This window comes from Myxococcus hansupus, from assembly GCF_000280925.3.
GTDB lineage: Bacteria > Myxococcota > Myxococcia > Myxococcales > Myxococcaceae > Myxococcus > Myxococcus hansupus.
Genome location: NZ_CP012109.1, coordinates 8,241,815 through 8,264,188 on the forward strand (window position 1 = coordinate 8,241,815; position 22,374 = coordinate 8,264,188).

Annotated in this window: 22 protein-coding genes; 16 read left to right on the forward strand and 6 right to left on the reverse strand. The window is 70.2% G+C overall.

Features of this window, described 5'->3' with window-relative positions:
- The first annotated feature begins 111 nt into the window (after positions 1 to 111).
- The 10 genes from A176_RS32450 (at position 112) to A176_RS32495 (ending at position 12,062) form a co-directional block, all read left to right on the forward strand.
- Positions 112 to 1,188 (forward strand): dipeptide epimerase, encoded by a 1,077-nt coding sequence (locus A176_RS32450; protein ID WP_002640177.1) that lies wholly within the window; start codon positions 112 to 114, stop codon positions 1,186 to 1,188.
- Between the two features lie 574 nt (positions 1,189 to 1,762).
- On the forward strand, positions 1,763 to 2,131 hold the full coding sequence (locus tag A176_RS32455) for a hypothetical protein (RefSeq protein ID WP_044890165.1): 369 nt from the start codon (positions 1,763 to 1,765) through the stop codon (positions 2,129 to 2,131).
- A 47-nt stretch (positions 2,132 to 2,178) separates the two neighbouring features.
- Positions 2,179 to 2,823: a response regulator transcription factor gene (locus A176_RS32460; RefSeq protein ID WP_021781294.1), complete on the forward strand. Its 645-nt coding sequence runs from the start codon at positions 2,179 to 2,181 to the stop codon at positions 2,821 to 2,823.
- A gap of 53 nt (positions 2,824 to 2,876) precedes the next feature.
- Positions 2,877 to 4,412, forward strand: a complete 1,536-nt coding sequence (locus A176_RS32465; protein WP_002640180.1) for an AAA family ATPase — start codon at positions 2,877 to 2,879, stop codon at positions 4,410 to 4,412.
- 8 nt (positions 4,413 to 4,420) lie between these two features.
- Positions 4,421 to 5,236 carry a hypothetical protein gene (locus A176_RS32470; protein WP_226994055.1) on the forward strand — a complete coding sequence of 272 codons (816 nt, stop codon included), beginning with the start codon at positions 4,421 to 4,423 and terminating at the stop codon, positions 5,234 to 5,236.
- Positions 5,233 to 6,894 carry a M48 family metalloprotease gene (locus A176_RS32475; RefSeq protein ID WP_002640182.1) on the forward strand — a complete coding sequence of 554 codons (1,662 nt, stop codon included), beginning with the start codon at positions 5,233 to 5,235 and terminating at the stop codon, positions 6,892 to 6,894. The genes A176_RS32470 and A176_RS32475 overlap by 4 nt, the downstream gene beginning before the upstream one ends.
- A 5-nt stretch (positions 6,895 to 6,899) precedes the next feature.
- Positions 6,900 to 7,463, forward strand: a complete 564-nt coding sequence (locus A176_RS32480; protein ID WP_002640183.1) for a hypothetical protein — start codon at positions 6,900 to 6,902, stop codon at positions 7,461 to 7,463.
- Positions 7,451 to 8,770 (forward strand): phenylacetate--CoA ligase family protein, encoded by a 1,320-nt coding sequence (locus A176_RS32485; protein ID WP_044890168.1) that lies wholly within the window; start codon positions 7,451 to 7,453, stop codon positions 8,768 to 8,770. Before A176_RS32480 ends, A176_RS32485 begins: the two co-directional genes overlap by 13 nt.
- Before the next feature lie 119 nt (positions 8,771 to 8,889).
- Complete coding sequence (locus A176_RS32490) at positions 8,890 to 10,977, forward strand: sensor histidine kinase (protein ID WP_002640185.1); 2,088 nt, start codon at positions 8,890 to 8,892, stop codon at positions 10,975 to 10,977.
- A 77-nt stretch (positions 10,978 to 11,054) separates the two neighbouring features.
- On the forward strand, positions 11,055 to 12,062 hold the full coding sequence (locus A176_RS32495; protein ID WP_002640186.1) for an aldo/keto reductase: 1,008 nt from the start codon (positions 11,055 to 11,057) through the stop codon (positions 12,060 to 12,062).
- 6 nt (positions 12,063 to 12,068) lie between these two features.
- Here A176_RS32495 and A176_RS32500 read toward each other — a convergent pair whose 3' ends face one another.
- Positions 12,069 to 12,857 carry a radical SAM protein gene (locus A176_RS32500; RefSeq protein ID WP_002640187.1) on the reverse strand — a complete coding sequence of 263 codons (789 nt, stop codon included), beginning with the start codon at positions 12,855 to 12,857 and terminating at the stop codon, positions 12,069 to 12,071.
- A gap of 56 nt (positions 12,858 to 12,913) precedes the next feature.
- Here A176_RS32500 and A176_RS32505 point away from each other — a divergent pair, with 56 nt between their 5' ends.
- The 3 genes from A176_RS32505 to A176_RS32515 are packed head-to-tail and all read left to right on the forward strand — an operon-like array spanning position 12,914 to position 16,241.
- Positions 12,914 to 14,209: an asparagine synthase-related protein gene (locus A176_RS32505; protein WP_002640188.1), complete on the forward strand. Its 1,296-nt coding sequence runs from the start codon at positions 12,914 to 12,916 to the stop codon at positions 14,207 to 14,209.
- Entirely contained in the window at positions 14,194 to 15,387 is a 1,194-nt protein-coding gene (locus tag A176_RS32510) for a glycosyltransferase (protein ID WP_002640189.1), read from the forward strand. The genes A176_RS32505 and A176_RS32510 overlap by 16 nt, the downstream gene beginning before the upstream one ends.
- An 8-nt stretch (positions 15,388 to 15,395) precedes the next feature.
- A complete protein-coding gene (locus A176_RS32515) occupies positions 15,396 to 16,241 on the forward strand; it encodes an ROK family protein (RefSeq protein WP_226994056.1) in 846 nt (281 codons plus the stop codon).
- Positions 16,242 to 16,255: 14 nt separating this feature from the next.
- Here the strand turns inward: A176_RS32515 and A176_RS32520 are convergent, their stop codons facing one another.
- Together A176_RS32520 and A176_RS38405 are read right to left on the reverse strand one after the other, a co-directional pair.
- A complete protein-coding gene (locus A176_RS32520; protein WP_002640191.1) occupies positions 16,256 to 16,792 on the reverse strand; it encodes a pyridoxamine 5'-phosphate oxidase family protein in 537 nt (178 codons plus the stop codon).
- Positions 16,793 to 17,207: 415 nt separating this feature from the next.
- Positions 17,208 to 17,318, reverse strand: coding sequence for a DUF3892 domain-containing protein (locus tag A176_RS38405; RefSeq protein ID WP_082282875.1), 111 nt, complete (start codon positions 17,316 to 17,318; stop codon positions 17,208 to 17,210).
- 351 nt (positions 17,319 to 17,669) lie between these two features.
- On the opposite strand from A176_RS38405, the gene A176_RS32525 reads away from it, so the two are divergent.
- Together A176_RS32525 and A176_RS32530 are read left to right on the forward strand one after the other, a co-directional pair.
- Positions 17,670 to 18,563: a S1C family serine protease gene (locus tag A176_RS32525; protein ID WP_002640193.1), complete on the forward strand. Its 894-nt coding sequence runs from the start codon at positions 17,670 to 17,672 to the stop codon at positions 18,561 to 18,563.
- A 12-nt stretch (positions 18,564 to 18,575) separates the two neighbouring features.
- A complete protein-coding gene (locus tag A176_RS32530) occupies positions 18,576 to 19,493 on the forward strand; it encodes a S1C family serine protease (RefSeq protein ID WP_002640194.1) in 918 nt (305 codons plus the stop codon).
- A 1-nt stretch (position 19,494) separates the two neighbouring features.
- Here A176_RS32530 and A176_RS32535 read toward each other — a convergent pair whose 3' ends face one another.
- Together A176_RS32535 and A176_RS32540 are read right to left on the reverse strand one after the other, a co-directional pair.
- Positions 19,495 to 19,797, reverse strand: coding sequence for a hypothetical protein (locus tag A176_RS32535; protein WP_002640195.1), 303 nt, complete (start codon positions 19,795 to 19,797; stop codon positions 19,495 to 19,497).
- 64 nt (positions 19,798 to 19,861) lie between these two features.
- Entirely contained in the window at positions 19,862 to 20,152 is a 291-nt protein-coding gene (locus tag A176_RS32540; RefSeq protein WP_002640196.1) for a UBP-type zinc finger domain-containing protein, read from the reverse strand.
- Positions 20,153 to 20,311: 159 nt separating this feature from the next.
- Here A176_RS32540 and A176_RS32545 point away from each other — a divergent pair, with 159 nt between their 5' ends.
- Entirely contained in the window at positions 20,312 to 21,778 is a 1,467-nt protein-coding gene (locus A176_RS32545; RefSeq protein WP_002640197.1) for an MFS transporter, read from the forward strand.
- On the opposite strand, the gene A176_RS32550 is transcribed toward A176_RS32545, so the two are convergent.
- Positions 21,775 to 22,356, reverse strand: a complete 582-nt coding sequence (locus tag A176_RS32550) for a thioredoxin family protein (RefSeq protein ID WP_002640198.1) — start codon at positions 22,354 to 22,356, stop codon at positions 21,775 to 21,777. The genes A176_RS32545 and A176_RS32550 overlap by 4 nt on opposite strands.
- Positions 22,357 to 22,374: the final 18 nt, after the last annotated feature.

The window sequence follows — 22,374 nt, forward strand, 5'->3', positions numbered from 1 at the left end:
CGCGGGGAATCCATGTATCAGTCGAAAGTCCTCGGGTGTCGGGCACCCGCCGCTCCGTTCTCAGGGCTTGCGCATCTCTCAGGTCTGGGCGGTTAGGCTCCTCGGCCGCCCATGACGCCCACCCTCATCACCGCCATCCACTTCGAGCCGCTGCGACTGCCCCTCACCGAGCCCTTCGCCATCGCCACCGGCGCCCAGTACGCCGCGGAGAACGTGCTGGTGCGACTGACTTTGGCGGATGGCACGCAGGGACTGGGCGAGGCGGCCCCCTTCCCCGCCGTCAGCGGTGAAACCCAGGCCAGCACCCTGGGCGCGCTGGAGCAGGTGCGCGCGGGGCTGGTGGGGCAGGATGTTCGCGCATGGCGGCCCGTGTCCGAGGCGCTCGGCGATTCGCTCGCGCTGGCTCCCGCCGCCCGGTGTGCCGTGGAGACGGCGATGCTGGATGCGCTGGCCCGTCACTATCGCGTCCCGCTGTACGTCCTGTTTGGCGGCGCCCAGCGCACGCTGGACATCGACATGACGGTGACGGCGGGAGACGTGGCGCATGCGCGACAGTCCGCGCAGGCCATCCTGGCGCGGGGCATCTCCACGCTGAAGGTGAAGGTCGGCGCGCTGCCACCGGACGAAGACGCCGCGCGGCTGGTAGCCATCCACGCGGTGGCCCCGCAGGCCCGCCTCTTCGCGGATGCCAACGGTGGCTACGACGTGGCCGAGGCACTGGCCTTCATGAAAGAGCTGGAGCGCGCCGACGTGCCCCTCGCGCTCTTCGAGCAGCCCGTGCCCGCGCATGACGTGGCCGGTATGGCGGAGCTCACGCGTCGCTCGCGCGTGCCCGTGTGCGCGGATGAGTCAGCGCGCTCGGCGAAGGACGTGCTGCGTCTCATCCGGGAAGGCGCCGCGCATGCCATCAACATCAAGACGATGAAGTGCGGGGTCGTGGAGGCGCTGACGATGTGGAGCCTCGCCCGCGCCGCGGGATTGGAGCTGATGGTGGGCGGCATGGTGGAGAGCGTGCTGGCCATGTCCGCCTCCGCCCATCTCGCCGCGGGTCTCGGTGGATTCACATACGCCGACCTGGATACGCCGCTGTTCATCGCCAGCCACCCCTTTCTCGGCGGGGCCCGGTACGCCGGCGCGCGGCTGGAGCTTCCAGTGGATGCGCCAGGGCACGGCGTCACATTGGCTTGAACCGCGCCTCGTCGCAGGGCCCACGGGCAGTCGTCCGGCGTTTGCCCAACCGCTTTGCAGCGCCATTCCAATCGCGGTGCGTCATGGCGACGTGACGGACCGGGGCATCTCGATGCGCCGACGGAGCCACTCCAGGCTTCCAGAGCAGGCTGGTCTCCACTGGGGTGACGGGCTTCAGTTGGCGCGGTTCGCGACTTTGCGCACGAACACGACGTCAGACGGCGTCGGATGCCAGACCGGGTCGGTGCAGCCCAAGGTCGAGTACAGGTTGTTGTGCATGCAATCCCCATCGGTGCTGGGTCTCGCAGGCCCACGCGGTGACCCGCCTCGTGGTTGATGAACTTGGGCGCGCGCTCCCCATGACGGCCATCTGCTCCCGCATCAGGTGCGCGTTCATGAACATGGAATGCGGGTGCCGCCCGCTGGCGTCCGTCACCGGATTCACATCCATGGCGCACATCCGGCAGCACCTGAGCAACCTCGCGCCTTGAGGTGACGCCCCCGAACGGCCTGACCGACATGAAGGGCCGTTCAGGTGGGGCGCGCGCCGCCGTAATCAGGCTAGGGTGGGCGCATGAGCCTGGCAGTCTGCGTGCGGTGCGGCAACTCGAAGGTGGGCGCCTTTACCCCCTGTTCGGGTTGTGGACTGGACCCCGCCGCCTACGGCACCGACCGGGAACTCCAGGCGCGCAGCATGCTCCTCTCCGACCGGTACCTGCCCGGTGGCGAACTGGAGGAGCTGGGCCGAAAGCTGCGCAAGGGCGAACCCGTGACGTATGACGCTGGGCTGCTCGCGCAAATCACGGAGGAGCTCCGGACCCAGAAGCTGCCCATCCTCTCCAGGACGTCCTCGGGAGGCTCCGTCGTGCTCTGGACGGCGGTGGGCGCGGCGCTCGTGCTCGCGGTGGCCCTGCTGCTCATGTGGCGGCTGCGGGGCTTCTGAACGCCGTGCCAGCGCGGCCGAGAGGCCCTGGTTAATAAAGACGCCTCGTGCTGGGCGCATCCACATCCCCCTTTCGACTCTCGCTCGTGGCGGAGGACCCGCTCGCACGGGGTGCGCTTTCCCGGGCGCTGAGCGACCAGGCGGACGTGCCCTTCGTGGTGGCCTCCGGCACCCAGGTGGACCTGGAGTCCGCGCCCGGAGCGCCGCCCGATGTGGTGCTGTGGGACACCGGACTGCGGCCGTCGAAGGCACAGGCGCGCGTGGAGACGCCGGACCTGGGCGCCCCGGTGCTCGCGCTGGTGGCGGACGAGACCGCAGCGGAGGCGGCGCTGGGCGCGGGAGCCCGCGGGTTGCTCTTCCGGGACGTGGAACCGGCGACGCTGACAGCGGGCCTGCTCGCCGTCGCCCGAGGGTTGAGCGTGTTCGACCCCGCCCTCTCGGAGCTGCGCGCCATGCCACGCGACGCCCCGCTCGGGCCGTCCACGGGTGCGCCGGACGCGCTGACACCTCGCGAGCGAGAGGTGCTCGGCCTGCTCGCGGAAGGGCTGTCGAACAAAGCCATCGCGGACCGGCTCTCCATCAGCGAGCACACCGCCAAGTTCCACGTCAACGCCGTGCTCGCCAAGCTGGGCGTCCAGCGGCGCACCGAGGCCGTGGTCCGCGCGGCCAAGCTCGGCTGGGTGACCTTGTAGGCCCCCGTCTCCGCGCGCCTCGCCCGCCGGGCCGATGATAGGCTTCGCCCCGCATGGCCAATCAGGACTGGGTGACGCGCCTGCTTTCCGGACGCGCGACGGCGGACAAGAATCTCAACGTCCACCTCTCCGAGCGCGACGGCGGCAGCCTCCACGACAAGATGCGGCAGGCGTATTGGTGGATCACCAACAACGCCGTCATCTGTCCCTACTACGACCTCGAGTTCGGCGCGTCCGCGGCCCTCAAGACACCGGCGGGTGACGAGCTCCATCTCCCCGAGGACACCAGCTACAGCTCGTTCGTCCTCATCCCCCTGCTCACCCTGTTCACCTGCCGGCGCGCGCTGCTCGTGGGCGGGCCCGGACGCGGCAAGACGACGTCCGCCATCCTCATGGCCCTGCTGTCCGGCATGGGCCGCGACGAGGTCCACCGCGGCATCCAGCGCGGGCATCCGCAGTTGTCCATCGCGGACCTGCTGGGCGCGCCGCTGCCCTCCGACATGCTCAAGGCGGAGGACCTGTCCGCCGTGAAGGTGAGCTGGCGCAAGTGGATTAGCCAGCGCGTCAAAATCATCGACGAGTACAACCGCATCCCCACCAAGACACAGTCCGCCCTGCTGTCCCTCATGGCCGAGGGCTACGCGGAGATGATGGACCAGTACGTCTACGCGGGCCGCTCATCCTGGTTCCTCACCGCCAACGACGACCAGGGCGGCGGCACCTTCCAGGTCATCGAGGCGCTGAAGGACCGCATCGACGTGGTGGTGCGCGCGGTGCCGTTCAACTCGGGCTTCATGGACCAGCTCCTCCTGCGCCTGGAGGCGGACAAGTCCCCCGAGGAGCTGCTGCCCAAGGAAATCGTCTTCACGCCCGGCGAGCTGGAGCGCGCCTATGCCTCCATCCTGGAGGTGGAGGTGCCCAAGGACGTGCTGGAGCGCATCGCGTTCTTCCTGGGGCAGCTCGACTTCTGCCGCATGGCCTCGCCGCGCTTCGAGTTCAAGCACAAGGACACGCTCAAGCTGGCCGGTCAGACGGTGGCCGCGGTGTGCAACGAGCAGTGTCCCTTGGACAAGAAGGTGCACCTCTGCACGCAGACGGAGAACGGCGTCAGCGTGCGCGCGTACCAGACCATCCTCCACTTCGCGAAGGCCATGGCCTTCTTCCGCGGCCACACCGCCGTGGAGCTGGAGGACTTCCGGCAGATTGCCCCCTGGGTGCTGCACGAGAAGCTGGTGCCCAACCCGCGCAGCGCCTTCTTCGAGGTGAAGGGCCACCGCATGCTCCTCCAGGACCGCGTGGCCTGGCTGCGGAACATGTTCGACATGGCCATGAGCCACTACGACACGCACGAGCCCATCCGGCGGAAGGTGACGGTGCTGCGCCAGGAGCTGGACAAGGGCCTGTCCGGCGTGGACCTGCGCACCACCGAGAAGCGCATGAACCAGGTGACGGTGCTGATGAAGGTGCTGCTCTCGCAGCGCGAGCTGTCCGGCCCCGTCTACGAGGACGTCATCCACCTCAAATCCATGTACAGCCGCTACCGGAACTACGCGACGTGGCTGAAGGAGAACCCGGGCGGGCGCCAATGAGCACCTTCATGGACGAGCTGGAAGCCAACGCGCGCGGGCGCTTCGTGCGCTGGGACGCGGCGCTGTGGCGCGAACTCACCGGCGGCGCGGCGCAGCGTCTGGGACAGGCCCTGCAAGAGGCGGGGACCTCGGCCACGGAAGGCGAGGAGTTGCTGCGCGCCTATCTCCAGTTGGGCGCGGAGGCCATTGGCCTGGGCTATCTGTACCCGGCGAGCGCGGGCCGGCAGAACTTCTTCACGCTCGCGTGGTCGGACCTGATTCCGCGGCTGCTCGCGGGCGTGCCTTCACACGAGCGCTCCCAGGTGTTCGCCCAGCTTTGGAACCTGGGGGAGAACCTGGAGTCCGCGCCGCCGTGGGTGCAGCGCATCTTCTGGCGCGTGGGCCAGGGGCTCACGTCGCTGGCGAACCTGGAGTCGCGGCTGCGCGCGACGTCCGAGGCGGCGCTGGAGCCGCCCACCCAGCCGCTGGGCTCACGGCCCCAGTCCCACTGGGTGGACCTGTCCCAGGAGGACAGCCGCTTCCTGCCCGGCGCGATGCACTTCCTGTCCCCCACCGTGGTGTGCGTGCATGACCGGCACCGCCAGGCCGTCGCGGGGCGCGACGCGGCGACCCAGGGCATCTGGCTGACGGCCACGCCGATGGCGCTGGGGGCCATGGGCTGTCGCGAAGCCCCCGGGCCCGTGCTCGAAGACGGCCCGCACCTGGCGACAGCGCTCCGTGAGGACCCTCGCGCGGATGCGTGGTTCGCGACGCTGAAGAACGACTGGCGGGCCGCGGCCACGCTGGCCACGTCCCGGCATGTGCTGGTGTTCACTCCGGAATGACGCCGACGCGCTTCACCTCGGAGGACGTGGCCGAGTGCTGGCGCGACGCGCTGGCGCTGTGGGACGTGCGCGTGCAGCTCAGTCCTCCCGAGCCCCACGTGAAGTTCCATCCCGACGCGAGCCACGCGCAGGAGCCGCTCGCGTACATCGACCTGGTGAAGCGGCAGGTCTTCGTCAACTTCGAGCTCCTGGCCACCATGCGGGCCACCGGCAGCCTCACCGCCGTGCTGGCGCATGAAATCGGCCACCACGCGCGCTTCCCGCACACGCTGGGCTGGGACGCGGAGCTGCGCGTGCAGGAGCAGCGGCTGATGCCCGGGCTGAAGCAATCCCTCACCAACCTGTTCTACGACTTGCAGGTCAACGAGGTGGTGGGCCGCACGCACGCGGAAGACTTGTGCGCGGTGTACCGAGGCTTCCAGCGCGTGCAGGGCGGCGAGATGTCGCCGCTGTTCTTCTTCTACCTGGCCATCTACGAGGAGCTGTGGGGCCTGGCCCCCGGCGACCTGGTGCCCGCCACGCAACTCCAGCCCATGGAGCAGCGGTTCCCCGGCGTGCGCGCCGAGGCCCGCATGTTCGCGCAGACCTTCTACGCGCTGCCGAACGGGAAGCTCCAGTTCCTCTACTTCTGCTCCACCTTCATCCGCTTCATCGAGAAGCCGGCGGACCTCGAGTTCTCCCTGCCCCTGGGCGGAGACGTCTCCGTGCCGGACGTGGATGACCTGGACGCCGCCATTCACGGCAGCAGCCGCTGGGACGATGCGCTGGACGATGCGGAGGCGCGGGGCTGGCTGGAGCCCATGAGCACCCACTCCCGGGAAGAGGATGCGCTGGACACCATCCACCGCGTCACCGAGCACCTGCCCGGCAAGGGTGGAGGGACGCTGCGGCGCGCGCTGGTGTCCCGGCATTACCGGCGACTGGTGGACCAGCACATCCTGAAGCTCCCGACGACGCCGTCCCAGCCGGAGCCCTACCTGCGCACCACGCCCCAGGCGTGGGAGTACGGCGATGACCCGTCCAGCATCGACTGGACGTTGAGCGTGTTGTCCCAGGGCCACCTGGCCGCCGTGTCACCGCTGCGCCGCGAGCTGGAGGCGGACCTGCCCCCGCCCTCCGAGCTGGGCGTGCCGTCGGTGGAAATCTACCTGGACACCAGCGGCTCCATGCCCGCCCCGGAGCGGGGCCTCAACGCGATGACGCTGGCGGCCCAGGTGCTGTCCGCCTCCGCGCTGCGGAAGAAGGCCACGGTGCGCGGCGTCGTGTACTCGCATCACAACCCGCTGGTGTCGCCGTGGATGTATGACGAGGAGACGGCGCGCGACTTCCTCCTGTCCTATATCGGCGGCGGCACGCAGTTCCCCTTCGACCTCCTGGACGCCCTGTCACAAGAGCGGCCCGATGCGATGCGCATCATCATCTCCGACAGCGATTTCCTCTGGAACATCGCCTCGGAGAAGGACCTGGAGCCCGTGCTGGCCTCCATCCGGCGCTCGCGGCTGGTGGTGGCCGTGCTCGCGCTTCCTGACGAACTTCGCGCCCGGACCGTCCTCGAGCCGCTGCTGCGGGAGCGCCGCTTCCGCCTGGTGTTGGTGCGGTGGCCCTCGGATTTCGGGAAGGCCGCCGCCGACCTTGCCCAGGCATTGCTGGAGAATTGATTCCCATGGCTTTCGACCTTCGTGAACTCCAGACGCAGCTCGACGCAGCCCCCTTCGTGTCGCCGTATCCCCATGACTTGTCGCTGGCCATCGTCTGCGACACCTTCCGGCTCGCGCAGGTGCGGCCTCCGTCGCTGGCGGACTGGACGGAGCTGGAGCAGCGGGCCCGCTCCCCGCTCTGGCGTGAGCAGGTGATGATGCTCGCGTACGTGCTCACGTCCTCGTCGCTGGGACAGGAGACGGCGCGCACGCTCCACAAGGGCCAGGACGCCACCACGCTGCTCCAGCGCTTCTTCCAGGACGTGGCGCCGCTGACGGCGGAGATGGTCCGCTCGAATGCGTTCCGCCGCGAGGAGTTCCTGCGCAAGTGGGTGCGCGCCGTGGACGGCGAATGGAAGGGCGAGTCCCCGAAGGGCTCCTCGTCGCGGCTGGAGCAGCTCGACTACCGCAAGGCGGAGGCGGAGATGCGGCGCGCGGAGGAGGCGCGCAAGCTCGAGGCGGACAAGCGTCAACAGGCGCTCCGCGAGGCGGAGCAGCGCGCCGCGGACGCCCGCGGGTGGCGGGAGTGACGGAGGTTTTCCCCGCGGACCTGCGCGTCGCACCTCGCGCGAACCTCCGCAGGGACACCTCCTCGCAGCGACCCTTCATCCCCTGGGCCGAATCCATCTCGGAAGGCCTGGGCCACTTCGCCGCCGAGCCCGACGAGGACCGGGCCCGCGCCACCCTGGAAGCCCGGCTGCGCGCGCTCGGCGCCACGCTGCGCGAATCGCCGTACTACGCCGCGAGGCTCCGCGATGCGGGCTTCCACCCCGGGGACCTGCAGTCGCTGGAGGACCTGCGCCACTTCCCCTTCCTGGACCGGGAGACGCTGGCCGCGCGTTGGTCCGACGTCCCCACGCCGATGTCGGACGCGGACGCGTGCGTCGTGGTGAAGAGCTCTGGCTCCACCGGTGCCCCCGTCAACGTGGTGCGCGACCGGCGGGACTGCCTGCACATGTGGGCCGTGCTCCGGTTCCTCGTGGCACGCACGGGCGCGGTGCTGCCCCCGCGTCCCCGCGTCGTGCTGCTGGACGCGCTGCCGGGCGGACTGGAGTACTCCGTGCGGTTGCCCATCCTCCAGGACGGAGCGCTGCACCGCATCTCCGTGCTGCGAGACGACGCCGCGGAGCGCCTGCGCCGCGTGCGGCCCGCCGTGCTCTTCTCCGACCCGGAGGGCCTGCGGTGGCTGGCCTCGCGGAGAGACGTCCCCACGCCCCGGCTGGTGCTGACGTCGGCCCAGCACCTGCCTTCGGGGCTGCGCGCGGAGCTCGCCGGCGTGATGGCCTCACCGGTCCTCAACTACTACGCAACCACGGAGACAGGCCCCCTGGCGTGGGAGTGCTTGCGTGACGAAGCGCCGGGCCGCTTCCATGTCCTCGCGCCCGATGTCTGGCTGGAGCCCGGCCTGGACGAGGTGGTGGTCACACGCCTGCGCCCCAGCGTGTTGCCGCTGCTGCGCTACCGCCCGGGCGACGCCGGCACCGTGCGGCGGGATGCATGCGCATGCGGGTTCCACGGTTGGACGCTGGAGCACTTCGGTGGACGCGGCGCCTGCCGCTTCGTCACACCGTCGGGCCGCGAGGTGGACGCTTGGGCGCTGGCCTGGGTGTTCAAGCACCATGCGCTGCGTGTCTTCCGGCTGACACAAACAGGCGTCTCGCACTTCCGGCTGGAGCTGGCGGGCGCACCCTCATCCAGCGAGACACCGCTTCGTGAGCGCCTCACGGCCGCGCTGCGCAACCTGGGCTGGATACACGTCGAGTTGGACGTCCAAGCAGTGGAGGCCTCCGCGCTGGCCACGGGCGCCAAACCCCAGCCGTTCCGACGGCACGGCTGAGCAGCCTTGCATGTCAGAGCGGCGAGCAAGATGTCATGCAGTGGGTTCCGGTGCTTACCTGAAGAGGAGCACAGTTCCCCACCGGTGGTATGCAGCCGGGCGGGAGCCCGTCCCTGACCATGCAACCTCGTCCGGAACAACAACATCCCCTCTGGGCCTCACGCACCGGACGCTACGGTGTCGGGCTGATTTCATTCCTGGCGGCCTGGGCCATCCAGGGAAGCGTGTCCTCGTTCATCCCCGCCACGCCGTTCCTGTTCTTCTTTGGCGCGGTGATGGTGGCCGGCTGGTGGGGCGGCTGGGGCCCCGCGCTGCTCGCGACGGTCCTGTCCGTGGTCGTGGTGGACTTCTACTTCCTGGCGCCCCTCCAAAGCGTCCTGCTGGGCGCGGGTGGGTTTGTCTCCCTGGGCGTCTTCGGGCTGCTGGCCGTGCTGATGACGAAGCTGAACGTCATGCTGCGAACGGCCCACGCGGAGCGCGCGGAGCTGCTGAAGCGGGAGCGCGTGGCGCGCGGTGAAGCGGAGGCCGGCCGGGCCCAGCTCCATTCGCTTTTCAAGAACGCGCCCGCCTGCATCATCCTCATGCGAGGACCCCGTCACGTCTTCTCCTTCTCCAACCCGATGAACAACGAGTTGATGGGGAGGGGTGACCTGGTGGGCCAGGAAGCGGCCAAGGCGCTCCCCTGGGCGGAGGAACGCGGCTTCATCACCATCCTCGACGAGGTCTACCGCACCGGGGTTCCCTTCGCGAGCAACGCGGTGACATTCCCCAGCCCCTTGCCCAACGGCGAGACGCAGGAGCGGTATCTCAACATCGTGTATCAGCCCACCCGCAACGAGCAGGGCGAGGTGGATGGCATCGCCGGGTTCGGGTTCGACGTGACGGACCTGGTCCGGGCGCGGCAACGCGCCGAAGCGCTGACGCTGGAGCTCCAGCAAGCCGAGGCGAGGGATTGGCTCCTGGCGGAGTCGGGGGCGGTGCTGGCGTCGTCCCTGGATGATGAGACCACCCTGCGCAACATGGCGAAGCTGGTGGTGCCGACCTTCGCGGACTGGTGTCTCGTCGACGTCGCCGAGCCTGGAGGGAAGTTCCGGCGACTGGAGGCAGCGCACTTCCGTCCAGAGGACGACGCGCTCGCGGAGGACATCCTCCGCTTCGGCATGCTTCCGGGCGGCAATCCCTGGCATCCCCCGACCGTCGCGCTGCTGAAAGCGGAAGCGGTGCACCTCGAACACCTGACGCGCGAGGACGCGATGGAGCTCGCGCACAACGAAGCGCACGCCCGGGCGATTCAAGCCATGGCGCCTGTTTCGTTCATCTCGGTGCCGCTGATTTCACGCGGGCAGGTGATGGGCGTGATGAGCTGCATCCACGCCCACTCTGGCAGGCACTACACGGCGTCCGACCTGGCCTTCGCCAAGGAGCTGGCGCACCGGGCCGCGCTCTCCATGGAGAATGCCCGCCTCTACGCCGAGGCCCGCGAGGCCATCCGCCTGCGTGATGAGTTCATGTCCATTGCCAGCCACGAGCTGAAGACACCGCTCACCCCGCTGAGCCTGAAGCTTCAAGCACTCACGCGGGAGCTGGGACGGCACCCCGGACCCATTCCTCGCAACGTGGTCGAAAGCTACGTGGACGTGGGCTCGCGGCAGGTGAAGAAGCTGGCGGAGCTGGTGGGCGACCTGCTCGATGTCTCGCGCATCACCGCCGGACGGCTCAGCCTGGAGATGGAGGAGCTGGATTTGGGACCGGTCGTGCGGGAGGTCATCGCCCGGTACGAGCCCCAGGCCGCGCGCACCGGCTCCACCCTGCTGCTCGACGTGGACGTGGATGGCATCGTGGGCCGGTGGGACCGGCTGCGGCTGGAGCAAATCATCACCAACCTGGTGGACAACGCCGTGAAGTATGGCGCGGGCAACCCCATCCACGTGCGCCTGGAAGCCCACGCCGGGGGCGCGCGGCTGACAGTGCGCGACGAAGGCATCGGCATCGCGCCGGAGCACCTGCCCCGCCTCTTCGGCCGCTTCGAGCGCGCGGTGTCGGAGCGCAACTACGGCGGGCTGGGGCTGGGCCTCTACATCACTCGCACATTGGTGGAAGCCATGGGCGGCCGGGTCAGCGTGGCCAGCACCTTGGGACAGGGCTCGACATTTACCGTGGACCTGCCCAGCAACCTCGACGCGGTCCAGGCGATGCCGGCACCCTGACGATTTCCGGCGCGAAGGCCATGCGAGGCAGGAGGTCGCCGGTTAGAGGGGGCGGCACCACGAGGAAGGACACAGGCATGGAGACTCGGAAGCTGGGGAAGCAGGGCCTCACCGTTTCGGCGCTGGGTCTGGGCTGCATGGGGATGTCCGACTTCTACGCGGGCCGTGATGACGCGGAGTCGGAGGCCACGCTGCTGCATGCGTTGGAGCGCGGTGTCACCTTCTTCGACACCGCCGACATGTACGGCTCGGGCGCCAACGAGACGCTGGTGGGCCGGGTGCTCAAGCCCCACCGTTCGAAAATCGTCCTGGCGACGAAGTTCGGCATCGTCCGGGACCCGGCGGACCCGCACAAGCGCGGCATCAACGGGCGGCCGGAGTACGTGAAGCAGGCCTGCGAGGCCAGCTTGCGCCGCCTGGGCCTGGACGTCATCGACCTGTATTACCTGCACCGGTTGGATGCGCAGACCCCCATCGAGGAGACGGTGGGCGCCATGGCGGAGCTGGTGCGCGAGGGCAAGGTGCGCTTCCTCGGCCTGTCGGAGGTGGACGCGGACACGCTGCGCCGGGCCTCGTCGGTCCACCCCATCACCGCGCTCCAGAGCGAATACTCGCTGTGGAGCCGTGAGCCGGAAGACGGCGTGCTCCAGGCGTGCCGCGAGCTGGGCGTGGGCTTCGTGCCGTACAGCCCGCTGGGCCGGGGCTTCCTCACGGGGCAAATCCAGCGCTTCGAGGACCTGGCCCAGGACGACTACCGCCGCTTCTCGCCGCGCTTCCAGGGCGAGAACTTCACCCGCAACCTGGAGCTGGTCCGTCACATCGAGCGGCTGGCGAAGGAGAAGGGGTGCTCGCCCGCGCAGCTCGCGCTCGCGTGGGTGCTGGCGCAGGGCCAGGACCTGGTGCCCATCCCGGGCACCAAGCGCCGCAAGTACCTGGACGAGAACCTGGGCGCGCTGGAGGTGACGCTCACCGCGCAGGACCTGGCCGCCATCCACGCCATCGCGCCGCCGGGTGTCGCCTCGGGGGAGCGGTATCCCCCGGCCATGCAGTCCACGCTGCCGAAGGCGTCTCAGCCCACGCGGTAGCGGGCTTCAGCTCCAGGCGCGTGGAAGCTGCGCATGCGGCAGCCACGCGCCGTCGCCGCCCAGGCAGTAGCGGCAGGTGGCCAGCGGCGTCTCCCGTTCGAGGTAGCCGAGGAGCTGGCCCAGCAGGTCCGGCGTGTCCAACGTCACGCCGTCGACCTCGCCCAGCGCGGGCATGTCCGGGTACTCGCGGCCCAGCACCGTGGCCACGTGGGGTGGCCGGGTGCAGGCATAGAAGCGGCCCGCGTGGACCAGGTGGCAGCGGACCTTCAACCAGCACCGCGCATGGACGCCGCGAATGGCCTCGTCGGTGTCATGGGGTGTGTCTGGCGTGAGCTGCTGGAAGGCGTCGATGCGCTTCACCGACAGGTGGACCTGGTGTTGTTCGCAGCGCTCGGTGATGCGCGCGATGGAGCGCTCCGGGAGGGGCGCGGAGCTGTAGACGGACAGGGTCATCCGGTCCAGGCGCTCGTAGACGGCGTCGGGGGCGCTCTGCGCGAGGAAGCCGTTGGTGGTGATGGACACCTGCGAGGCGATGCCGGAGGCGCGCACGGCGTCCAATACGGCGGGCAGGTCGGGGTGCAGGAAGGGCTCGCCGCCCGTGAGCTTGAAGACGTTGGGGCGAAGCGCTCGGGCGAGCCGGCTCAAGTCGTCTCGCAGGGCCGAGGGCTCCACGGCCCAGGCGGGCAGGTGTGGCGAGAGCGGGCAGCACTGCACGCAGCGCAGGTTGCAGTGCGCCGCGACGTGCGTCTCCAGGGACCAGGTGAGGATGCGTCCATCTTGGAGCTCGTAGCGCACGGCGGAGACTCTAGCCGAGGTTGCCCGAGGCCCCTGGCGCTTGTCACAGTAGCCGCGTGCCTCACGCATCCGGCGGCCTGCTCGCCACCCTGCCCCGCTACCAGTCATCGGCGCGCCTGGAGTCCTCGGTCTGGCGGCTCGCCCCCAGCGGGTTGGAGCCCGAGGCGGTCGCCGCGTTCCTGCACCATGCGCTCGCGCCCGAGGCGAGCGTGTTTCGCGGCGTGCGCCGGGTCCCCGGCCCCCTGCCTCACGTGCGGCGCGCGGCGGAGGCCGACTCGGAAGACCGGCTGGCGGAGCTGCTGCTGGCCGCACTGGAGCAAGGGGTGCGTCAGCAGGTGACGGCGGGCACCGTGGACGTCAGCTTGAGCGGGGGCGTGGACAGCGCCGCGCTGTGTGCCATGGCCGCGCGACAGGCGCCTGGACGCGTCCTCGCGTGGACCATGAACGTCCACTTCGCGGATGTGACGGAGCGGCGCAACGCCCGCGCGGTGGCGGACGCCACGGGCGTGGAGCTGGTGGACATCGTCATCCCCGACGCGGTGCTCCCGGAGCTGTTCGAGCGCGCCGTCCTGAGCCAGGAGACGGCCATCCTCAACGCCCGCGCCGTGGCCAGCTTCGCCTTCTACGCCGAGGCCCGGAGACAGGGCGCGTCCACGCTGCTGAGCGGCGCGGGCGCGGACGAGGTGCTCATGGGCAACCCCGACGCACTCGCGGGGGCGGCGGCGCGGGTGGCCGAGGACCGGCGGCTGGCGCGCGCGGTGCTGCGCCCGGGGCTTGTGGACAACTTGGGGGTGGATCAGCAGGCGCGTGCCCTGCCCTGGGGCACGGGGGCCGGACCGGGCGAGGAGGATCACCCCGAGGAGGTGCGTTACGCCGCCTGGGTGCTGCGGGAGCTGGTACTCCCCCCCGAGCTGCGCAGCGCCGCCGCACAGGGCTTGAGCGTGCGAACGCCCTACCTGGACACGGGCTTCGCGGAGGTGGCGCTGGGATTGCCCGCGGCGGTGCTCGCGCGGAACGGGGCCGGCAAGTGGCTCTTCCGGCACGCGGTGCGCTCGCTCGTCCCCGACGCGGTCCGGCTGGCGAGGAAGACCCCGCGCTACGCGCACACCGCGCTCTCCAGCCCGGTCCGTGAGCGATGGCTGGCGTTGTACCGGGAATGGCTCACACCGACCCGGCTGGCGCCCCTGGAGGCCGTCGACCCTGTCGCGACGCGGCGGTTGCTGGAACGTTACGCGAGCCTGGCGCCCGACGCGCATGAGGCCGGCGCGATGGACCGGCTGTTGATGCGGCTGTGTTCACTCGCCATGCTCCATGCACACGCACTCGCCCGCCCGCCATGTCCCGAATCCTGATTGCGACCTCCCCCGAGAAGGGCCACCTCAACCCGATGACTGGCGTCGCCCAGGGGCTGCTCCACCTGGGCCATCACGTCGGATGGCTGTGCATCCCCGAGCCCGCGCCCCAGTTGCACCGGCTGGGCGTGGAGGTGCTCGAGCTGCCACGGTCCGCGGCGCCCGTGCCCGCCATCGAGACCGGTGGCGAGGCGCTCGCGCGGCTGGTGCTCGATGAGGCGGCGCTGGGGACGTGGATTCGCGGGTTGTTGATTGACGCCGTGCCCGCGCTGCTGGCGCCCGTCCGCGAGGCCGTGGAGCGCTTCCGCCCGGACGTCATGGCGCTGGACGGGATGCAGTACGCCGCGGTGCTCGCCGCGCATGACCTGCGCATTCCCTGGGCCGGCGTGTCCTCCGCGCTGTCTTTGCTGGAGCCGCCCCTGGACTACGGGCTGCGCCGCAACGTGCGCGCGCTGGCCAACGAGCGGCAGGCCTTGTTCAGCCAGCACGGCTTCGCGGCGCGCTTCCGCAATTGCGAGTGCCTGTCACCGGACCTGAACATCATCTTCGCCACCGAGGCCTTCCTGGGCCCCGACGCGGACCTCCCTCCCTCCACACACCTGGTGGGGCCGTCCAGACCACGGGGCGCGCGCGGGGACGAGGTGGACTTCCCCTGGGAGCGACTGGGCTCGAAGCCCGTGGTGTATGTGTCATTTGGCAGCCAGATTTCATGGCAGCCTGAGTTGTTTCGCACCCTCGCCGAGGCCGCCGCGCCCCTGGGTGTCACGCTGGTCCTCAGCGCGGGTGAGCTCGCTGATACAGAATTTGTACACACTCTTCCCGGCGACGTGGTCGCCGTGCCATACACACCCCAGCGACAATTGTTACCGCGAGCCGCCGTCCTCGTGTCCCACGGCGGCGCCAACTCCGTCATGGAAGCGCTGACCGAAGGCGTTCCCATGCTGCTCCTCCCCGTCTGCAATGACCAACCCATCCAGGCGCACTTCCTCACGAAGTCGGGAGCAGGGCTGGTGCGGGAGCCTCGCACGCTCACCGTGGAGGACTGCCGCGCGGCGCTGCGTCAGTTGCTGGAGCCGGACTCCTCGCCACGGGGGAACGCGGCCCGTATCGCCGCGTCCTACCAGGCGCGTGACGGCGCTGGGGAAGCCGCGGCGCGCATCACCCAGCTCGCGAGGTGAGTGGGCTCATGCCTGATTGGGATGTCCGACGACGGGTGCCGCCGGGCGTGTCGGCGTTGGAGGTCTGGAACCTGCCCGTGCAGGGGCGCGAGCTGTGGGAGCTGCTCGGCGCGCCGCGCGTGGAGGCGGACCAGCGTGAGGGCATCACCGGGCCGAAGCTCGCGGGCGGGTTGAGACCGGCGCTCGCGGAGGCGCTCGCGGTCCTGACGAAGCGCCACGCCGTGGACGCGGTGTGGCTCAGCGGCGGGCTGGTGTGTCTGGAGGGCTTCGGCGGGATGCTCGTGGAGGCTTCCATGGGGCTCCCCTGCCCCGTGTACATGGCGGAGGAGCCCATCTTCGCGCCTGTCCGGGCGGGCCTGCGCCTGCTGGAGCCGCTGCGTCCCGCCCACCCCGTGGCACTGGACGTCGGGCAGACGAGCATCAAGTGCCTGCGTCCCGCCGCGGCGCCGCGCATCTTCGAGCGCGACGCGGCCCTGCTGCCCCGGTACTTCATCGGCATGGCGCGCCCAGCGGATGGGCGGCAGGTGAAGGCCGCCGTGGCGTTCATCTCCAGCGCCCTGCGGGCCTTCTCGGCTCGGGCGCCGGATGCGCTGTGCCTCGCGCTGCCGTGTCCGCTGGACGCGGCGCTCGTGCCCGGTGGCAGCACCTATGGCTGGGAGGGCCACGCGCCCCTGGTGGCGGACATCCTCCAAGCGGCGATGGGGAACGAGGGCCGCGGCACGGCGCTGGTGCTCAATGACGCGGAGCTGGCCGCGGAGGCCGCTCGGAGCGACGCACGGCTGGCCCGGCACGGGCGCGTGTTGTGTCTCACGCTGGGCTTTGGCCCGGGCGCGGCGCTGCTGGAGCGGCGCTGATTCGTCTCGGTGTTTCAGTGCAGGTCCAGCTCCTTCTTGGGCGCGATGTCGGGCCGCTGCTTCGTCACCAGCGCCTTCGCGGTGCTGAAGAGCACCTTGAGCTTGCCACCCGCGGGGTGGACGTACTCGGCGTGCTCGGGGATGAAGCGCAGCAGCGCGATGTCACCTTCGTCCGGCCCCTTGGGAAACCAGGGCCTCCAGCCCGGCTCCCACAGGTCATGAATGGTCCTCCGGTCACGGACGATTTCCACCACGCCTGACACGGAGAGGTAGGTCGCGCTGTCCTCCGACGCGTGGAAGGCCAGCGAACAGTGCGGGTCCGCTTCCAGGTCCTGCACCTTCTGCGTGTCCGACCACGTGGCGAACCAGAGCACGGAGCCGGATTTGTGCTTCTTCGCCACGGCCATGGGCCGGGTGTGGAAGTGCCCATCCGCGCCCCGCGTGGTGAGGAGCGCGGTGTCGTAGTCCTTCAACAGCGCCTCGAACTCGCGACGGTCTCCCTGGAGGACACCCCGCGGCTGATTCCCGGTGCGCTCGCCTGTCTCTTCCATGGGTCCGACCTTTCGTTCGCCGTCATGACGGTCCAGGTGAACGTAGGGACGCGAGGACGTGGTGGCCGAGGATGAGCGTGTGTCGCGCGGACCGCTCGTGCGGCTGGCTGGTGCCGATGGGTGGGTTGCATCCAGGGGGCCGCATCGCGCGGGCGGGCCGCGGCCGCGCCCAGGTGGCGGGCGGGTCCAACCCGCGTCTCCGTCCCGCTCCGGCGCGGCCTGTCGCATCTAGCTGTTCGGAAATGTCGGGGGTTTCGCGCCGCAAATGTCCCGACATTTCCGAACAGCTACCGTGCCGACCGAGTCCGGAGCCTCTACCTCCAGCTTTGGCGGCGAATCGGGTTCAGCGCCTCCGACTCCGGCTGCGAGACGACCTCCGAAGCCCCTGGGCTGGTGCCAAGGCCGCGGAGTCCACTCAGAATCGAGGCAGGGACAACAGGTTGTCAGCCGTCGTGTTGTTGGGGCTCGACTTCAGGTACGGCGGGTTGGTCCGGACAACCTCCACCTTGGACTCGGTGTTGCCCACCCGGACGCGCGCCTCGTTTCGGTTTCAATCCAAGCCACCATCTCGGCGCGAGTGCTCGTACCGGACCTGCCAGTCACGCGGTCTTCCCACTTCAAGTCCGTGATGCATTCGAGGAGGAACGCTACGAGCGGTTCCTCCAAGCAAGCTGACCCGATGGCTGCTAATTCGCCCGGAGGCGCCTTCACAGCAGTCACGGCGTGACGACCTGGCGGCGCGTTGCGAGCGCTTCCGCCAGGCAAGCTGACCCGATGGAGAGGTCACCTCCCCGAACGGGCAGGTCCTGGACCTAGCCGGTTCGCCGATGTGGCGACTTTTCGAGGCCTTTACCTTGTGCCTCGAAAGGAACACATCATGTCCACCAGCCTCCTCCAATCCCTGTCCCAATCCCTCGCATCCACCGTCGAGCACACCGCCCCCAGCATCGTCCGCGTCGAGACCCGGCGCAGGCGCGGCGCCACCGGTATCACCTGGGATGCCGAGGGCCACATCGTCACCACCAGCCAGGCCGTGGAACACGAAGGCCCACTCCGAATCGGCCTCCCCGACGGCAGCACCGTCTCCGCCGAACTCGTGGGCCGCGACGCCAGCACCGACCTGGCGTTGCTCAAGGCCGAAACCTCCGGCCTCACCGCCCTGACGCCCGCGCCCCTGGATGACGTGAAGGTGGGCCACCTCGTCATCGCCGTGGCCCGTCCGGGGAGGACCGCGCGTGCCACGCTGGGCATGGTCAGCACCCACGGCGAGGGCTGGCGCACGCATGCGGGAGGCCGCGTGGAGCGCTACCTCGAAACGGACGCCGACCTGCCTCCCGGCTTCTCCGGCGGCGCGTTGGTGGACACGGAGGGCCGCCTCGTCGGGCTCCTCTCCGCCGCCTTCTCGCGCACCGCCGCCGTCGTCATCGCCGCGGACACGCTCGCTCGCGTCGTCGGGGCGCTGAAGGAGCACGGGAGCATCCGGCGCGGATACCTGGGCGTGGGCGCCTACCCCGTCCGTCTGCCGCAGCACCTGAGCGCGGAGAGCGAACACGGCCTCATCTGCCTGTCCGTCGACCCCAGCGGCCCCGCCCACGCCGCGGGCCTCCTGCAAGGAGACATCCTGGTGAGCCTGGGCGGCCACCCGCTCCACGGCGTGGAGGACCTGCTCGGCTATCTGAGCGACGAGAAGGTGGGGACCACCCTCCCGGTCCGCGTGCTGCGCGCCGGAGAGGTCCGCGAGCTCCCCATCACCGTCGGCAAGCGTGCGTAACGAGAGGACGCCATGAAGCTGCTTCAACAGTTCTCGGATGACCTGGAGTCCCTCGTGGCGCGGGCCTCGCCGGCCGTCGTGGGCGTGGAGCACCCGCGCGGCCACGGCACCGGCCTCTTCCTCACCCCCGACGGCTACCTCCTCACCAACCGCCACGTCGTGGTGCGCGGCACCCGCAAGCTCACCGTCCAGCTCTCCAACGGCGAGGAGCGGCGCGGGACGCTCGTGGGCAGCGACGCCCCCACGGACCTCGCGGTGGTCCGCGCCGAGGGGGACGGCTTCCCCACCCTGCCCCTGGCCGAGCCCGAATCCGTGCGCGTGGGTCAGCTCGTCATGGCCATTGGCAACCCGTTCCGCCTGGAGCAGTCCGTGTCACTCGGCGTGGTGAGCGCCATCAACCGCAGCATCGCCCTGCCCAACGGCGTCATGTTGGAAGGCATGCTCCAGACGGACGCCGCCATCAACCCGGGCAACTCCGGCGGGCCGCTGCTCAACACGCGCGGCCAGGTGGTGGGCCTCAACACGCTGGTGCTGCCCTACGCGCAGGGCATTGGCTTCGCGGTGAGCGCCACCACGGCGGCCTGGATTGCCAGCCTGCTCATCCAGCGCGGCAAGGTGGAGCGGCGATTCCTCGGCATCGCGGCGACGGCGGTGAGCCTGGATGCGCGGCTCACGCGGGAGAACGGCCAGTCGCGCGCGGTCAGGGTGCTGCGCGTCCAGGAGGGCACGCCCGCCCACGACGCCGGGCTCCAGGTGGATGACCTGCTGCTGGCCATCAACGCACGGCCCGTCCACAGCGTGGACGACCTTCAACGGCTGATGGCGCTGGCCACGGAGGACGAGGTGACGCTGGACCTGCTGCGCAAGGGCGCGGGCCGCAAGCGCGCCCGTGCGCGGACGCGGCCCCAGGTCGAGCCCGTGGCCGCGTGACTCAGGCCACGCCCCCGCGCGGCGTGCGGCCCTCCGCGTCCGGCATCTTCCCCTGAAGCAGCCGGTTGTCGTCCCGGCAGAGGCTCCGGTAGGACCACACCTGGAACGAGTCTCCAGGACGCGACTCCTGGAGGTACTCGTCGAGCACGTCGGCGTCGTCACAGATGAACCGGTGCGGCGCGCGCGTCTCCCGGTAGAAGCGGTGCTCGATGATGAGCGGGCTCTTGTCCGCCAGCATCTCGCGCAGGCGGCTCAACGTCTCCGGGTCGGTGATGCGCGAGCCTTCCAGAGTCCACGCGTCCATGGTGTGCTGCCGCGCCTTTCTTCCCACAAGCCGAAACGGGCCGGGCGGATGATAGCGGATGACGCTAGAGCCGCGCTTCGGGAGGTGTGGGGCGATGCTCCGCGAACAGCTCATCCTCGTAGCACCACTCCCACTCCTCGCCGGGCTCGAAAGACTGGACCACCGGGTGCGCCGTCTGCTGGAAGTGCTTCGTCGCGTGCCGGTTGGGCGAGGAGTCACAACATCCCACATGCCCACAGGCCAAGCAGCGGCGCAGGTGCACCCAGCTCGCGCCCATGGCCAGGCACTCTTCACACCCGCGTGAACGGGGGGCCGGGTCCCCCGCCTGTTCGATGTGCTCGCAAATCGGTTCCATGTGACACCTTTCCGGGGCGGTCAGCGCCCTCCACACCGTAGGCACTGCCCGCGAGGGCCTTCAGGGGACACCTGCCGAGGCTGCGAGCCACCGGAGCCATGTCCCCTCCGGGCCGGGGTGGATGGCGGGACACCGGCACCGGCACCACGCTAGAGCCACATGGCCCCGCCCCCCACCGACACCACCGTCGCCTATGACAGTCCTCGTGGCAGAGGGGTCCTGCTCGCCAGTGTCCTGGGCAGTGGCATGGCGTTCCTCGACTCCACCGCCGTCAACGTGGCCCTGCCCGCCATGGGCCGCGAGCTGAACACCGGCCTGTCCGGCCTCCAGTGGGCCGTGGATGCCTACCTGCTCACGCTCGGCTCCCTGGTCCTCACCGGCGGCGCGCTGGGTGATGCGAAGGGCCAGCGCCGCGTCTTCCTGCTGGGGATGCTCGCCTTCACGGCGACGTCCGTCCTGTGCGGACTGTCGCCCAATGCCTGGACGCTGGCGGCCTTCCGCGCCGCGCAGGGCGTGGGCGCCGCGCTGCTGGTGCCCGCGAGCCTCGCCTTGCTGCGCACCTCGTTCCCTCCGGAGGACCGGCAGCGCGCCGTGTCCGCCTGGGCCGGGCTGTCCGGCGTCACCACGGCGGTGGGGCCGCTGCTCGGCGGATGGCTCGTGGACGCGGGCTCGTGGCGCTTCGTCTTCTTCCTCAACGTGCCGCTGGCGGCGCTCACCGCGTGGGTCGCCCTGCGCCACGTGCCAGCCATCGCCCCCGCGCAAGGCACGCATCGGCTGGACCTCGCGGGCGCGGTGACGGCGGCGCTCGGGTTGGGCGGCGTCATCTACGCGCTCATCGAAGGACCCGTCCATCACTGGCCCGCGACGGCCGTGTTCGCGGCCTGCGCGGGCGCCGCGCTGCTGGTGCTCTTCGTCGTCCTGGAGGCGAGGCAACGCGCGCCGATGCTCCCGCTCCGCCTCTTCCACTCGCACACGTTCTCCGGAGCGAACCTCACCACGCTCGTCGTGTACTTCGCGCTCGGGGGCGCCACGTTCCTCGTGGTGCTCGCCCTGCAGCAACAGCTCGGTTACTCCGCGTTGGGCGCGGGGGCGGCGCTGCTCCCCATCACCCTGCTGCTGCTCGTGCTGTCACCGCCGGTGGGGAGGCTCGCGGGACGCATCGGCGCGAGGCCGCTGATGACGGCGGGGCCGCTGCTCGCGGGCGTGGGGCTGGCGCTGCTGACGCGCATCCAGCGCGGCGGCGACTACGTGAGCACCGTGCTGCCCGGCATCGTCGTGCTGGGCCTGGGGCTGTCGCTCACCGTGGGCCCGCTGACGGCGGTGGTGCTCGGCGCCGTGGAGGACCGCTACGCGGGCATCGCCTCCGGAGTGAACAACGCCGTGGCCCGCATCGCCGGCCTGCTGGCGGTGGCCCTGCTGCCCCTGCTGGGCGGACTGGCCGGGGACACCGGCGTGGACTTCCTCGCGGGGACGCGGCGCGCGCTCTGGGTGTCCGCGGGGCTGTGCGCCGTGGGGGCCCTGTGCTCGCTCGTCACGATTCCCCGCGAGGCCGGCCGCGAAAACAAGAGGCCCCCGTCCACACAAGGGACGAGGACCTGGAAACCTCACAGCGGACGCGCGGACTAGGTCTTGTACTTCACCGTGCAGCCGTACGGCGTCGTGGTGGAGGCGGGGACCGTCTGGCCGCCAATCACCGCGTCCACGGCCGTCTTCACGTGGTTGGACGGCTTGGCGTTCTTTCCGCGCGGGTCATCGTCGATGGCGCCCGCGTAGCGCACGACGCCCTTCTCATCGATGACGTACATGTGCGGCGTCGTCTTCGCGCCGTAGGACTTGCCCAACGTGCCGCTGGCGTCCTGCAGCACCGGGTACGGGAAGCCCTCTTCCTTCTTCCACGCGGCGGACTTCTCCGGCGTGTTGTGCGCGGTGGAGTCCACCGCCAGCCACACCACCTTCTTCGCGTCGAAGCCCTTCAGCGTGGTGACCATCGTGTCGGACTTGTAGTGCCGCTGCACGAAGGGGCACTCGGGGTTGGTCCACTCGAGGACGACGACCCGGCCCTTGTACTGCGCCAGCGAGTGCTCCTTGCCGGACTCGTCCTTGACGGTGAAGGACGGCGCGGGCTTGCCGACCTCGGCATCAGCGAAGGCGGGGGCTCCGACGAACAGCGTGCCGAGCGCGAGCGCGGTGACGACGTGCTTCATGGCGTACCTCCAGAGTGG

What these genes read in the sequence shown, in the direction of transcription:
- A176_RS32450 (WP_002640177.1), top strand. Translation starts at nt 112, where the DNA reads ATGACGCCCACCCTCATCACCGCCATCCACTTCGAGCCGCTGCGACTG.
- A176_RS32455 (WP_044890165.1), top strand. Translation starts at nt 1,763, where the DNA reads ATGAGCCTGGCAGTCTGCGTGCGGTGCGGCAACTCGAAGGTGGGCGCC.
- A176_RS32465 (WP_002640180.1), top strand. Translation starts at nt 2,877, where the DNA reads ATGGCCAATCAGGACTGGGTGACGCGCCTGCTTTCCGGACGCGCGACG.
- A176_RS32470 (WP_226994055.1), top strand. Translation starts at nt 4,421, where the DNA reads ATGGACGAGCTGGAAGCCAACGCGCGCGGGCGCTTCGTGCGCTGGGAC.
- A176_RS32475 (WP_002640182.1), top strand. Translation starts at nt 5,233, where the DNA reads ATGACGCCGACGCGCTTCACCTCGGAGGACGTGGCCGAGTGCTGGCGC.
- A176_RS32480 (WP_002640183.1), top strand. Translation starts at nt 6,900, where the DNA reads ATGGCTTTCGACCTTCGTGAACTCCAGACGCAGCTCGACGCAGCCCCC.
- A176_RS32490 (WP_002640185.1), top strand. Translation starts at nt 8,890, where the DNA reads ATGCAACCTCGTCCGGAACAACAACATCCCCTCTGGGCCTCACGCACC.
- A176_RS32495 (WP_002640186.1), top strand. Translation starts at nt 11,055, where the DNA reads ATGGAGACTCGGAAGCTGGGGAAGCAGGGCCTCACCGTTTCGGCGCTG.
- A176_RS32510 (WP_002640189.1), top strand. Translation starts at nt 14,194, where the DNA reads ATGTCCCGAATCCTGATTGCGACCTCCCCCGAGAAGGGCCACCTCAAC.
- A176_RS32515 (WP_226994056.1), top strand. Translation starts at nt 15,396, where the DNA reads ATGCCTGATTGGGATGTCCGACGACGGGTGCCGCCGGGCGTGTCGGCG.
- A176_RS32520 (WP_002640191.1), bottom strand. Translation starts at nt 16,792, where the DNA reads ATGGAAGAGACAGGCGAGCGCACCGGGAATCAGCCGCGGGGTGTCCTC.
- A176_RS32525 (WP_002640193.1), top strand. Translation starts at nt 17,670, where the DNA reads ATGTCCACCAGCCTCCTCCAATCCCTGTCCCAATCCCTCGCATCCACC.
- A176_RS32530 (WP_002640194.1), top strand. Translation starts at nt 18,576, where the DNA reads ATGAAGCTGCTTCAACAGTTCTCGGATGACCTGGAGTCCCTCGTGGCG.
- A176_RS32535 (WP_002640195.1), bottom strand. Translation starts at nt 19,797, where the DNA reads ATGGACGCGTGGACTCTGGAAGGCTCGCGCATCACCGACCCGGAGACG.
- A176_RS32540 (WP_002640196.1), bottom strand. Translation starts at nt 20,152, where the DNA reads ATGGAACCGATTTGCGAGCACATCGAACAGGCGGGGGACCCGGCCCCC.
- A176_RS32545 (WP_002640197.1), top strand. Translation starts at nt 20,312, where the DNA reads ATGGCCCCGCCCCCCACCGACACCACCGTCGCCTATGACAGTCCTCGT.
- A176_RS32550 (WP_002640198.1), bottom strand. Translation starts at nt 22,356, where the DNA reads ATGAAGCACGTCGTCACCGCGCTCGCGCTCGGCACGCTGTTCGTCGGA.